5 protein-coding genes are annotated in these 13,862 nt (G+C 65.4%); 1 reads left to right on the top strand and 4 read right to left on the bottom strand.

Annotation, left to right across the window (positions count from 1 at the left end; translation table 11 throughout):
- On the top strand, positions 1–7,479 hold a 7,479-nt coding region (locus HWE01_RS21455; protein ID WP_502798464.1), incomplete at its 5' end, for an amino acid adenylation domain-containing protein.
- Between the two features lie 103 nt (positions 7,480–7,582).
- Here the strand turns inward: HWE01_RS21455 and HWE01_RS21450 are convergent.
- From HWE01_RS21450 to HWE01_RS21435, 4 genes are all read right to left on the bottom strand, one after another.
- A complete protein-coding gene (locus HWE01_RS21450) occupies positions 7,583–8,854 on the bottom strand; it encodes a PepSY-associated TM helix domain-containing protein (RefSeq protein ID WP_081486051.1) in 1,272 nt (423 codons plus the stop codon).
- Positions 8,848–11,067, bottom strand: a complete 2,220-nt coding sequence (locus tag HWE01_RS21445) for a TonB-dependent siderophore receptor (protein ID WP_008329041.1) — start codon at positions 11,065–11,067, stop codon at positions 8,848–8,850. Before HWE01_RS21445 ends, HWE01_RS21450 begins: the two co-directional genes overlap by 7 nt.
- A gap of 92 nt (positions 11,068–11,159) precedes the next feature.
- On the bottom strand, positions 11,160–12,479 hold the full coding sequence (locus HWE01_RS21440) for a lysine N(6)-hydroxylase/L-ornithine N(5)-oxygenase family protein (protein ID WP_241822828.1): 1,320 nt from the start codon (positions 12,477–12,479) through the stop codon (positions 11,160–11,162).
- A 13-nt stretch (positions 12,480–12,492) separates the two neighbouring features.
- Positions 12,493–13,560 carry a GNAT family N-acetyltransferase gene (locus HWE01_RS21435; protein ID WP_241822827.1) on the bottom strand — a complete coding sequence of 356 codons (1,068 nt, stop codon included), beginning with the start codon at positions 13,558–13,560 and terminating at the stop codon, positions 12,493–12,495.
- Between the last annotated feature and the right edge of the window lie 302 nt (positions 13,561–13,862).

The raw sequence follows: 13,862 nt of genomic DNA, 5'->3' as shown, positions 1-13,862 counted from the left end.
TATCGCACCGGGGACCTGGTGCGCTGGCGCGAGGATGGGCAATTGATGTATCTGGGTCGGCTGGATCATCAGGTCAAGCTGCGCGGGCTGCGCATCGAACTGGGCGAGATCGAGGCCGCCTTGCTGGCGCAAGCTTCGATTCGTGAAGCAGTGGTGGTGGCGGTGGAGGGCCAGCGCCTGGCGGCGTATGTATCGCTGCAACAGGGCCATGGACATGACGAGGCGGCATTGAAGACGGCGCTGGCCGCGCATCTGCCCGAGTACATGGTACCGGCCATCATCATGGTGCTGCCGGCGCTGCCCCTGAACACCAATGGCAAGATCGACCGCAAGGCCCTGCCGCCGGTGCAGATCAGCCAGGAGAGCGACTACAGCGCCCCGCAAGGCGAGATTGAACTGGCGCTGGCAGCGATCTGGCAAGACGTGCTGGGCCTGCCCCAAGTTGGGCGACAGGATAATTTCTTCGCGCTCGGCGGTGATTCCATCCTCAGCCTGCAGATCATCGCGCGCCTGCGCAAGCGCGGCTGGAAACTGACGCCGCGCCAGTTGTTCGATCGCCAGACCATCGCCCAACTGGCCGAGGTGGCCGAGGTGGCACAAGCCATCGATCATCCCCTCCCTCCCGCAGCCGCGCCGGTCACTGTGAGTGGTCCCGATATCAGCCTGCTGGCCTCGGCCGACCTGCCGGTGCTGCCGGTGCCGCCGGATCAGGTGGCCGCCGTCTACCCGCTCTCGCCGATGCAGACCGGGATGCTGTTTCACAGCGTCTACGACCACGGCAGCGCCGCCTATCTCAACCAGCTGCGCATCGATATCGATGGCGAGCTGGATGTGGCGCGCCTGTGCCATGCCTGGCAAGCGGTGCAGGACCGGCACGAGGTCTTGCGCACCGGCTTCCTGGCCGAGCATGTGCCGCCGTTGCAATGGGTGGCGCGCTCCCTGGCGCTGCCCGTCGCACAAGCCGACGTGCGTGCCTCCAGTGACCCCGAGACCGCACTCGAAGCGATCGCCGCCGAGCAGTTGAGGCGCGGTTTCGATCTTGCACGTCCGCCGCTGCAGCGCCTGATGCTGGTGCGCACCGGTACTACGCGCCATCATTTCATCTGGACCGTCCACCACCTGTTGCTGGATGGCTGGAGTACGTCGCAACTGCTGGGCGAGGTGGTGCGGCATTATCACGGACAAGCCGCCAGCACGCCGGTGCAGGGAGGCTACCGCCACTACATCGGCTGGCTGCAGCAACAGGATGGCGAGGCTGCGCGCCGCCATTGGCAGGACAGCCTGGCCGCGCTGTCGGCACCGACCTATCTGCACCAGGCCTGCGCCCCCGCACAACAGGCGGTGGCAGGGCATGAGGCAGGCGACGGCGAATACAAGGTCTTGCTGTCGCTAGCGCAGACCGAGCAACTGCATGGCTTCGCACGCGCGCAACGCGTCACCCTCAACACCCTGTTGCAGGCTGCCTGGGGGCTGGTGCTGCAACGTTATACCGGACAGCCGACGGTCTGCTTCGGCGCGACCGTGGCGGGGCGACCCGAGGAGCTGGAGGGCGTGCAGCAATGGCTGGGCCTGTTCATCAATACCTTGCCGGTGCTGGTGCCGGCGGCGCACGCCCAGCCCGTCGGGCAGTGGCTGCAACAGCTGCAGGAGCAGAACCTGGGTGCGCGCGCCTTCCAGCACACGCCGCTCTACGAGATCCAGCGCTGGCACAGTCATCTGGGCCAGAGCCTGTTCGACAGCATCCTGGTATTCGAGAACTATCCCATCGACAGTGTCCTGCGCGGCGATCAGACGCAAGGGCCCCGTTTCCGCCGCACCCATACCCGCGAGCAGACCAACTATCCGATGACGGTGGGCGTAGCGCCTGGGGATGGCGTGCAGAGCGGGCTGCAGGTCGGTTTGCGCTATCAGCGCCAGCACTTCGATGACGCCACCGTGCAGCAGATTGCCCGTCATCTGCTGCACGGCTTGCAGGCGTTGACGCAATCGGCCACGCGCGCCGTGGGTGAGGTGGCACTGCTGGCACAGGATGAGCAACAGGCCTTGCTGCAGTTGGGACAGGCCGAGCCCGGCGACATGGAGCGTGCGCCGGTGCACCAGCTGTTTTCGCAGATCGCACGACGCCAGCCAGAGGCCGAGGCCGTGGTGATGGGCGAACTCAGCCTGTCCTATGGCGAGCTCGAGCAACGTTCCAATCGCCTGGCCCGCCAGTTGCTGGCACACGGGCAGCCCGCCGCGGCAGGCGAGCAACGCATCGCCGTGGCACTGCCGCGTTCGCCGGAAATGATCGTGGCCCTGCTGGGCATACTCAAGGCGGGCGCGGCCTATGTGATGATCGATCTGGAGGCACCCCAGGAGCGCGTGGCCTACATGCTGCGCGATGCCCGGGTTGGCCTGGTGCTCGCCCAAGGGCAACCCTGGCCCGCACTGGCGCAACAGGAGGGGCCCGAGTGGCTGGATATGGACCAGCTGGCGCAAGACGATGTTCTCCCCGGACTGCCTGCCGTCGAGACCAGCCCGGAGAGCCTGGCCTATGTCATTTACACTTCCGGCTCCACGGGCCGGGCCAAGGGGGTGGAAGTGGCGCACGCAGCGCTGTCCATGCACATCCAGGCCACCGCCGCACTCTACGAGATGGGGCCGCAGTCGCGCGAACTGCATTTCCTCTCCTTCAGCTTCGATGGCGCGCATGAGCGCTGGATGACGGTGCTCAGTGCAGGCGGCGCGCTGGTGCTGCGCGATCCCGAACTGTGGACGCCCGAGCAGACGGTCGCAGCGCTGCACCGGCATCGCATCACCCATGCCGGTTTCCCGCCGGTCTATCTGAAGCAGCTGGCCGACTGGGTCGAGCGCAGCGGCAATGCACCACCGGTCTTCCTGTACTCCTTCGGCGGCGAGGCCATGCCGCGCGAGACCTTTGAACAGGTACAGCGCGTGCTGCATCCGCAGCGCCTGATCAACGGCTATGGGCCGACCGAAACGGTGGTCACGCCGCTGGTCTGGAAAGCCGGGGCGAACCAGCCCTGCGAGGTGCCGTATGCGCCCATCGGCCGACCGGTTGGACAGCGTAGTGCCATGATCCTGGATGACCGGCTGCAATTGCTGCCGCCCGGTGTGGCCGGCGAGCTCTACATCGGCGGCACCGGACTGGCGCGCGGTTATCTCGATCGTCCCGGGCTGACCGCGGCTTCCTTCCTGGCCGATCCTTTCGGCGCGCCGGGGCAGCGCATGTATCGCACCGGCGACCTGGCGCGCTGGGGCAAGGACGGCCAGATCGTCTATCTCGGACGTATCGACCATCAGGTCAAGATCAAGGGCTTCCGCATCGAACTGGGCGAGGTCGAGGCAGCGTTGCTGGCCCAGCCTGCGGTGCGGCAGGCGGTGGTGGTGGTGCGCACCCTGGGCGGCATCGATCGCTTGCTGGCCTATGTCAGTGCGCATCCGGAGCACCTGCCTGATGTGGGGGCGATCCAGCAGGCGCTGGCTGACAGTCTGCCGTCCTACATGCTGCCCAGCCGCATCATCGTGCTGCCGGCGCTGCCGCTCAATGCCAATGGCAAGATCGACCGCAAGGCGCTGCCGCAGGAGCTGCCGGCCACGCCGGAAAGCGCGCCGGGCGATGCGCCCGAGGGCGAGCTGGAGATGCTGATCGCGGCCAGCTGGGCCGACGTACTGGGGGTGCAGCGGGTCGGCCGGCATGACAATTTCTTTGAGCTGGGCGGCGATTCCATCCTCAGCCTGCAGATCATCGCGCGCCTGCGCCAGCAGGGCTGGAAACTGACGCCGCGCCAGATCTTCGAGCTGCAGACCGTGGCGGCACTGGCCCAGGCGGCCAGTCCGGCCGAGCCAGTGACGCAGCAGGCAGCCGCTGGGAGCGAGGCCGACGATGGTGCCGTGCCGTTGCTGCCGATCCAGGCCGATTTCCTGGCCACCCCCATCCCGCAGCGGCATCACTGGAATCAGGCCATCTTGCTGCACAGCGTCCAGCCCATCGATTTCAGCGCGATGCAGCAGGCCCTGGTCGATGTGGTCAACCATCACGATGCCCTGCGCATGGAGTTTCGCAAGGACGCGCAGGGCCAGTGGCTGCAGGCCTATGGTCCGCGCCGGGAACGCGATGCCGATGCGTCGTTGCTGTGGCAGGCGCAGCTGCATGCGCCTGCCGAACTGGACGCCTTCTGCGCGCGCGTACAGCGCAGCCTGCATCTGGAGCGCGGCCCCTTGCTGCGAGCCGGCAGCATGGCACTGGAGGACGGCAGCTGGCGCTTGCTGCTGGTGGTGCACCATCTGGTGGTCGATGGGGTGTCCTGGCGCATCCTGCTGGAAGACCTGCAGCAGGCCTATCGCCAGCGCCTGGCGCATGCCGAGCCGAACTTGCCGCCACGCACTGCCTCCTATCGCCAGTGGGGCCGCCGCTTGCAGGCTCAGGCGGCCATGCGCGCCCGGGAGTTCGATTACTGGCGCTCCCTGACCGAACTGCCTGCCAGCCTGCCATGCGATCATCCCGATGCGCCCCTGCTGGCCGCCGACCAGGCCCGCGTGGCATGTCGACTGGATGCGGTACAAACGCAGGCGCTGATCAAGCAGGCAGCGGCGGCTTATCGCACCCGCATCAATGATCTGCTGCTGGCCGCACTGGGACGTGCACTGGGACAGTGGGGCGGCATGGCGCAGCTGCTGATCACGCTGGAAGGACATGGCCGCGAGCAGCTGGAGAGCGGCGGCGAGGCGCTGGATGTGTCCCGCACCATAGGCTGGTTCACCAGCGTCATGCCGGTGGCCTTGCCCACGGCCGGCGAATGGCCCACGCTGATCCGCGCCGTCAAGAGCCTGCTGCGCAGCCTGCCGGACAACGGCATCGGCTACGGTCTGTTGCGCCAGTGGGGCGATGATGCCCAGCGCCGGGTCTTGCAGCGCATGCCCAAGCCGGCGCTGGCCTTCAACTATCTGGGCCAGTTCGACGGCAATTTCCGGGAGGAGGGCGGCTGGCAGCCCGCCGTCGAATCACCTGGCGCCTCGCGCGATCCGGCCGCACCGCTGGGCTGCGAGCTGTCCATCAATGGCCAGGTGGTCGGGGGCGAGCTGCGGCTGGAGATCAGCTACAGCCGACAACGCTACGAGGCCACGACCGTGCAGCGCCTGGCCGGCGCGCTGGAAAGCGCCTTGCACGAAATGATCGCGCATTGTCTCAGCAGCGCCGGCGGCGTGACGCCGTCGGATTTTCCGCTGCTGCAGCGCGATCAGGCGCAGCTGGACGCCCTGGTGGCCGAAATGGCTTGCCCGCCGGCCCTGATCGAGGACATCTATCCGGCCACCCCCTGGCAACGCAATATGCTGCGGCACCTGCAGGATTCGCCCTGCTCGGTGGCCAATGTCGTACAGCTCGACGCCAGCACTGCCCACATCGACGTGGCGCGCTTCGCCCAGGCCTGGCGCACGGTACTGTTGCGTCATCCCATCCTGCGGACCGGCTTCGCCTGGGGTGGACAGTCGCAGCCGGTGCAGGTGGTATTGCGCCAGGCCGAGCTGCCGTTGACGGTGCTGGACTGGCGCGGCCAGTCAGCGGGCAATGTGCGGCAGCAATGGGAAGCACTGTGTCAGTACGAGCACCAGCGCGGCTTTGTGCCGCAGCAGGCGCCGTTGATGCGCTTTGTCATTGTCCAGGAGGATGGCGGTTATCGGCTGCTCTGGACCTGGCACCACGTGCTGCTGGATGGCTGGAGCATGTCGCAGCTGCTGGGCGAGGTGTTCTCGCTGATGGAACAACAGCCGCTGCAGCACCAGGCGCTGGACTTCCGCCACTACATCGCCTGGCTGCAACGGCAGGCCGGGCCGCCGGATGAACCCTTCTGGCGTGCCCAGTTCGCGCGCTGCCCGCAGTTCCCCGCCGGACTGTTGTGCGGGGTTCCCACCCGCCTGCCGCAAGGCCAGGCCAGCGGTGCAGCATCGGCCTATGGCACCGTGCGCGAGCAGCTCACCACGGCGCAGACCCAGCTGTTGCAAAGCTTTGCAGCCAGCTGCAAGGTCACCTTCAACACCCTGGTGCAGGCCGCCTGGAGTCTGGTGCTGCAGGAAGTCACCGGCGCGGACGATGTGGTTTTCGGTGTCACGGCCTCGGGGCGCAGCACTGATTTTCCGGGGATCGAGCGGGTCATGGGCATGTGCATCAATACCTTGCCGCTGATCCAGCATCTGGACGGCACCATGGGCGTGCCGCAGTGGCTGGCTGGGTTGCAGTCGCACAACCTGGCGCTGCGCCAGCGTGAGCACGTGGACCTGGCAGCCATTTCGCAATGGGCGGCACGCAAGGAAGGCGACTGGTTCGACAGCCTGCTGATCTTCGAGAACTTCCCGGTGGATGAATCGCTGAAGAAGGGCGTCGGCCGCTCGCTGGCCTTCGACGCCATCCGCAGCCGCGGCGCCACCGAATTCCCGCTGACGGTGGTGGCCTTGCCGGGCGCGGCGCTGCGTTTCCAGTTTGAGTTCGACGGCGCACGGCTGGAGCAGACGCAGGTAGTGCAGCTGGCGCACCGGCTGATCGCGCTGCTGCTGGCGCTGCCGGGGCAGGACAAACTGTCCGGCCTGATGCGGCAAGGTGGCCAGGAGCGTACGCGCAAGTGTGCAGTCAACCGTACTGGTACTGCACCGGTACTGCAGCGCCATCCGTCCGCCCGCGCAGGCGGGGATGACGGGCAGACCGTGCTGGTGTGCATCCCTGCGCACATGGGCAATGCCCATGAGTATGACGCCCTGGCGGCCGCCCTCGCAGGCGAGCATGCGATGTATCAGCTGCTGTGTCCGCCGCAGGAGCAATGGCGCTGGAGCAGCATGGATGGCGCTGCCCTGGCGGCACAGTATGCCGCCGCGCTGTGCGCATCCCTGCCGGGCCGTCGCCTGCGCCTGCTGGGTTGGTCAGTGGGCGGTCTGCTGGCGCTGGAAACGGCGCGACAGTTGCAGGAACGCAAGCAGGCCGCGATACAGGTGGAATGGATCGGTCTGGCCGACAGTAGTGACTTTGCCGGTTTGCGCCAGCAGCTCGCGCAGTGGCCCATGCCGCCAGCGGAAATGTTGCTGGCCCACGAGGCCAGGCTGGAACGTTGGCTGGCGGCTTCACAGCGGCGCGCACAGTGGTATGCGCTGCTGGGCCAGATGAACGCGGCGCAGCGGGCGTATTTCCTCGTGGAGATCGTAGGGCGGTTGGGCGAGCGCCTGCCGCTGGATGCTGCGGGCGCCGTCGGGGCGGAAGCGGCGTTGTGGGAACGCATCCGTTGCCTGCGGCTGGGCCTGCAGGCGCAGGTACAGGTGTCGGCTCCGCTGCACGTCTGGCAGGCCGGACGACGTGATGCCGCGCAGGTGCCGACCGACTGGGCGCAGTATGGCGCCACGCTCATGTCGGTGAGCACGGTAGCACAGGCCGATCATCTGTCCTTGCTCTCTGACGCACACTGGCATGCCGGTGTGCGTGCATTGCTGGTCTGAGGCGGGCAGGGCGCCGTTGTGAAAACGCTCTCCCGGAATCATCCGGGAGAGCGCTTCAGGGGCCACTGCCATGGCAACGGCAGTGGTCGTGGCGGCGCAGGTTTCAGGCCTGGCGCAGCTTGTCCTTGCTGAGCTTGCGGCCCTTGCGCTTCTTCCACCACACCACGATACCGGTCACCGAGAGCAGGGTGATGACCAGCCCCATGAAGGAAATGAAGATGCGCCATGGCAGCCCGAACACTTGCCCCATGTGCAGCGCGCCTATCCAGTTGCTGAAGGTATTGCCGCTGCGGTCGCCCGCAGGCAGCCAGTGACCGCGCAACTGCCCGGTGCGGGCATCGATGAGGATGCCGGTGTTGCCGACGTTGCTGCGCAGGTCGGCAGTACTGTGGACCATGTAGGCATAAAGGCCGCGGCGACGATCGAAGCTGAGTCTTTCCTCGAAGTCGGTGCGGATGCCCCGTTGAGCGGCGAAGCGCTGCATCGCCTCGCGCGCCATCGTATGCGCCTGCGGCCAGCTCATCGGCGGTGCGCTCATCGGTTCGCGCAGTGGTGGCTGGGCGCGCCAGCTGTTGTCGAAAGGCAGGATGCGTGTCATCACCGGCATGTAGATCTGGTCACGCAGGTTGAACATCACGCTGGACCAGGCGAACAGCAGCAACATCAGCCAGCACCACAGGCCGAAGGCCCGGTGCAGGTCGAGGTTGACGCGGTAGAAACCGGCCTGCCACTTGACCATCCACGCCGGTTTCCACTTGGACCAGAAGGGACGTCCGCGCGGCCAGGTGAGATAGACGCCGACGAAGCAGTCGATGGTCCAGAAGGTCGAGACCAGCCCCATCAGCAAGGCACCGGCAACGCGCGGCAAGGCCAGGGAGTGGTGGATGTTGAAGACCAGCGGCATCAGGTTCTGTGGGCGCAGGCTGATCTTGTCGCGGTCGCGCACCCCTTGCACCTTGCCGGTGTAGGGATTGACCAGGATTTCGTTGTAGGCCAATCGGTACGGGCGACCGGTCGCCGGATCCGTGGCGGGGTCGGCCATGAAGGAGACCGTGCGACCGGGCTGCGGATGCAGTATCAGCTGGTTGATCTGGACGTGCTCGCCCAACTGCTGCTGGACGCGCTCACGCAGGGTGTACGGGTCCAGCATGGACGTGGCCGCCTGGCCCGGTGCGGGCTGGGCCAGTTGCAGCTCGGGCGCGAGCCAGACCTCCAGCTCATCCTCGAAGGCCAGCAGGATGCCGGTCAGGCTGGCCACCACCAGGAAAAACGCGATCGCCAGACCGGTCCAGCGATGCAGCAGGACGAAGGTCTGGCGTGTCGGCACCCACGGCCTCCAGGTTCGCCCGGAGGGTAGCGGGGCGGGTTTTACCATCGTGTGGTCACCTGTACCAGGCCGGTGCGGCGGGCACCGTATTCACACAGTTCCGAGCAGAAGGCATAGACACGGTCGGTGACGTTGTTCACCTTGAGCGCCAGCTCGAAGTTGCGCCAGTCGCTGGAAATGCGGCCCAGGTCGAAGCGGGCACCGAAGTCCAGCAGCGTGACCGAGGGGGTCTCGAAGGTGTTGAGCGCATTGCCATAGGCGCGGCCGATGTAGCGCACGCCCGCCGAGACGTGCGCGCCGGCCAGGGCACCACGCTGGAAGCCGTAGTCCAGCAGCACGCCGGCATTGTGCTTGGAGGCGCCCGGCAGGGCCTTGCCCAGGGTGCTGGTGGTCGAGCTGCTGGAAGTATTGCTGGTGACCTTGGTGTTGGTGTAGCTGTAGCTGGAAGTCAGATTCAGGCCATCGGCCAGCGACATCTTGCCTTCCAGTTCGACGCCGCGCGAGCGGGCCTCACCGGTCTGCAGGTAGTAACCGGCGTGGGCCAGGTCGGCGGTGGAGATGTTCTGGCGACGCAGGTCGAAGACGGCCAGCGTGAACAAGGCATTGGTATTGACCGGGGCGTACTTGACACCGGCTTCATACTGCTTGGCGGTCTCCGGCGTGAGCATGGCGCCGCCGAAGCTGGTGCCCGTGGTCGGGGTGAAGGATTCCGAATAGCTGGCATAGGGCGACCAGCCGCCGTCAAGCTCATATACCGTGCCCAGGTTGCGGGTATTGGCCTTGTCGCTGCGTTTGGTCTGGGTTCTGGAGATGTAGTTGCTGACGGTCTGGTCGGAGTTGTCGTGCCGGATGCCCGCCGAGACGATCCAGCGCTGGCCGATCTTGAGCTGGTCCTGCAGGTACAGGCCGACCTGTTCGTCTTCGGTCTTGGTGTTGTAGTTGTCTGCCACCGCCGGCAGGTTGGCATAGCTGCCGGTGTAGATGTTGGAGAGCACATAGCCGGCCAGGGTGTTGGGGCTGAGGTAGCCGGTCACGGTCCCGGTGGTGCGATGGTAGTCCAGGCCCATGAGGACCTTGTGCTTGATCATGCCGGTTCCGAAGTCGGCCTGCAGCTGGTTGTCTGTGGTGAGGGTGTCCGAATTGGTCTTCAGGCGCCAGCGTTGCAGAGCCGCAGTGGCGAACTGCGTGGTCGGATAGTAGGCGGCGAAGCGCAGGTTGTTGCGGGTGCCGTCGTACTTGGTATAGCGCAGGTTCTGACGGAAGGTCCAGACATCGTTGAACTGGTGCGAGAACTGCGAACTGATCGACGCGTTGTCGTATTTCTCGTTGTTGTCGGCCGAACGGCCCAGTGCGGTGCTGGTGGGGAGGCGACCATTGGGGTTGTAGCTGACCGTGCCGACGGCCGGCAACAGGTTGTTGGACAGACCTTCACTGTGTTGCAGTTCGACGCGGCCGGTCCATTCCGTGCGGTCGTCGGGGCGCCAGGTGATGGCCGGGGCCAGGAACAGGCGGTTGTCGACGGTATTGTCGACCTGGGTCCGGGCTTCACGGGCCAGGCCGGTGAGGCGATAGGACCAGACCCCCGCATCATCAAGCGAACCGCCGAAGTCGCCGGCGATCTGCTTGCGGTCGAAGCTGCCGACCTGCACCTGCAGTTCGTGCAGCGGTGTGGTGGTGGGCTTCTTGGAGACCACGTTGATCAGCCCGCCCGGGGAATTTTGTCCGAACAGCACCGAGGCCGGGCCGTGCAGCAGTTCGATGCGCTCCAGGCCATAGGGCTCGGGTGCATAGCGGCTGTAGCTGGCGTTGGAGGAAGTGAGCATGCCGTCGCGATAGAAGGAGCCGCCGTTGTTGAGGGCGAAGCCGCGCAGCAGCGAGCCGGTATCGACGATGGCGAAGGCACCGGTGGAGACCTGCACGCCACTGGTGTAGCTCAGCGCCTCGGAGACGGTGCGGGCCTGCTGGGTGGCGATCTGGTCCGCGGTCACCACCGAGATCGAGGTCGGCGTCTCGGTGATGGGAGTATCGGTCTTGGTGGCAGTCGCGCTGCGCTTGGCCACGAAACCATGCACCGGACCGGTGGCTTTCTCTTCTTCTCCCGCAGCGGTGACGGTGACCTGGGGCAGTTTGTCATCCGTGCTGGTGGTCTGGGCCATGCTGTTGGCGCAGGCCGACATGCCCAGCAGGGCGCACTGAAGGGAGCTGACCAGCAGGCGCTGGCGCAGCGGGGAAGGGTGATGCCGGGAGTTTCGTGTGGTCATGGTAAAACGGGTTCCTCGATTGCTGTTGTTGTAGATGTTGTTGACGTGAATTGAACATGGGGCGGCGCGGGCGGCGGCTGGCGCGCCCCGGGTCAGGCCTGCAAGGCGCCGTGGCGCTGGACATCCCCTGATGCTTGCAGTGCCGAGGGTGCTGCATGGCCCTGGTGCAGCGTGTGCGCCAGGGCCACGCGGATTTCGTCGGTGCGAACCGCCGTGATCGACAGCAGCGTGTCGGACAGGCCATGCGAGTCTTCGCAACTACCTTGCAGGAAGATCGCCGGGCGGAAGTTGGGCGTACTGTCCAGGCGGTAGTGGCGATCGACGCGCATGCCCGGCAGATAAGCTTGCAGCTCCCCCAGCAGGGCGTGATGCTGCTGGCGCTGGTAGCCGGTGCCCAGGATCACCGCATCGTAGGTTTCGGTATTGACCTCGCCGCTTTCCAGATCCTTCAGGGCCAGGTGCACGCCGGCATCGTCGCTCCAGGCCTCGACGGTGTCGTGGCGGCGCAGGAAACGATGGCGCTGTTGGCCCCGTACTTTCTGCTGATACAGCACGTCGTAGAGGCGCTCGATCAAGGCCATGTCGGGTGCGGCGTAATTGGTCTGCATGAATTCCTCCAGCAGCGCCGCGCGACTGTCGTTGGGAGTGTTGTAGACGTAGTCGGTATAGTCGGGATTGAAGATCTCGTTGACGAAGGGACTGTCGTCGGAGGGCTTGATGGTGCGCGCGCGCGTGACCAGATCCACTGACAGGTGCGGATGGCCCTGCAGTTCCAGGAAGATCTCGGTGGCGCTCTGGCCGGCACCGATGACAGCCACGCGGCGCGGGGGCGGCAGCCGTGCGAAGGCGCTGCGGAAGCTGCTGGAATGGAATACCCGCGGTTCCTCGCGCAGGTGCGCCAGGCAATCCGGGATATTGGGCGTGCCACCCAGCGCCATCACCAGGTTGCACGTGAGGCGCTCATGGGTGCGGTGGTGGGCATCGCGCGAGACTACCCGCAGCATGCTGACCTCGCTGCCCCTGATCTCGGGCAGCACGGCGATGACTTCTTCACCGTAGTGACATTGATGATCGAAATGTCCTGCGGCCCAGGCCAGGTAATCGTTGAACTCCAGCCGGCTGGGGTAAAAGGTCTTGAGATTGATGAAGTCCGATAGTCGCTGCTTCTGGTGCAGGTAGTTGATGAAGGTGTAGGGGCTGGCCGGATTGCGCAGCGTGGCCAGATCCTTGAGGAAGGAAATCTGCATGTGGGTGCCATCGAGCATCATGTCGCCGTGCCAGGCGAAGTGCGGCTGCTTTTCCAGGAACAGGGCATCGATCGGCGCCGCCTGTGCCTGGTTCTCCTGCAGGGCGATGGCCAGCGCGAGGTTGGACGGGCCGAAGCCGACGCCGATGAGGTCATGGATCTTCAAGACGGGTCTCCTTTCAGGGGGAGCAGGGGAAAAACGGCGGGTCCAGCGGCGCCAGCGGAGTCTGGGGTTGCCACAGGCCCTGTCCGAAATAGCGTTCACGCGAGAGCATCACCAGCATGGCGCGCTTGTGCGGGAAATTGAATTCCTTGAGCTTGGCGTAGCCGCTCTTGTCGAGATTGCGGATCTGTTTGTCGTGATCCGCGCGTGGCTCGCCCACTACGGTCTGGGTACGACAATCGTCGAGGAAGAGGTAATGCGAGATCGAGGTCAGCCAGGCCACCGCGAACTGCTTGCCACGGAAGGCTTCCTCGCCCACCAGCACATGCCAGCCGCGGTCGAAGTCGCCACAGTCGTAGAAGGGCGCGATGCGGTTTTCCTTGGCCCAGTAGACTTCGAAATAGGCAAAGGGTTGGTCATCGAAGCTGGCAATGAGCGAGGTCATGTGCGGATCGGCGGCGATGGTATCGAGATAGTGGCGATGGCGCGCCAGGTCGCCGGCCTCATCCCAGAACTGCACCACCACCGGATCATTCATCCAGCGATTGAAGAGGGGCAGATCCTCTTCCAGACGCAGACTGCGCAGTGACAGTGTCTGTCCCAGCCAGGGCAGGTAGCGACGGTAGACTTCTCCCTCCGGTTTGGGCGCCCGCAAGGGGTGGCGCTTGCCCTCGCTCATCACCTGCTGCACGGGGAAGGGCGGCCGCTCTTGCGGCAACCATCCGGCGGCGTGTTGCCAGACCAGTTCGGCCAGGGCCACACGCCGGCTGCCCTGGCGTACCAGCAGACCGGCGCGGCACATGGCCGCGGCCTGAGACTGGGGCAGCTCGACAACGACCTTGCCCGCTTCGGGCACGTGCACAAAGATCGTCTGCAGGATGGCCAGCAGATCGGTGCAGGAGTCGCTACCGCCTTCCTGGGCAATGGCCCAGTCCTGGCCGCTGGTACTGCGCTGCCAGGACCAGCGCGACCGCACCTGACCATCAGGATCGGTCACGGCGAGCTGCTGCGCCTGGCGCAACACCAGGAGCGACAAGCCGTTGATGCAGACAGGCGTGACGGCAGAGGAGGGGGGCAAGGTCATCAACAAGGACTCCGAGTAAGCAAGAGGGGCAAGGCAGCAGCGATGGAAACTGAAGAAAAATGACAAAAAGCCAAGTCCTTGCTGTCCGGATCGCAAAAAACCTTCACCTTTACCTAGACGAATGAGAAGTATTTTTATTTAGGCGAGGGCGATAAACGGGCTGCAATGCCTTTTGCAGCGGGGAAATGGGCCGTTGGGGGCGGCATCCCGACAGGTCAGCAGGGGTAAATGGCGGGGCAGCTGGATCGTCAGGTCAATATGAAGTTTTCATTCGCGATTTTCTTGTCACTGCTTTTCGCTCG

The organism is Herbaspirillum sp. C7C8 (assembly GCF_022627875.1).
Taxonomy (GTDB): domain Bacteria; phylum Pseudomonadota; class Gammaproteobacteria; order Burkholderiales; family Burkholderiaceae_D; genus Herbaspirillum.
This window is presented reverse-complemented; position numbering and strand designations above follow the sequence as displayed.

Coding starts and splice junctions, on each gene's coding strand:
- HWE01_RS21450 (WP_081486051.1), bottom strand. CDS start 8,854: ATGGTAAAACCCGCCCCGCTACCCTCCGGGCGAACCTGGAGGCCGTGG.
- HWE01_RS21435 (WP_241822827.1), bottom strand. CDS start 13,560: ATGACCTTGCCCCCCTCCTCTGCCGTCACGCCTGTCTGCATCAACGGC.
- HWE01_RS21445 (WP_008329041.1), bottom strand. CDS start 11,067: ATGACCACACGAAACTCCCGGCATCACCCTTCCCCGCTGCGCCAGCGC.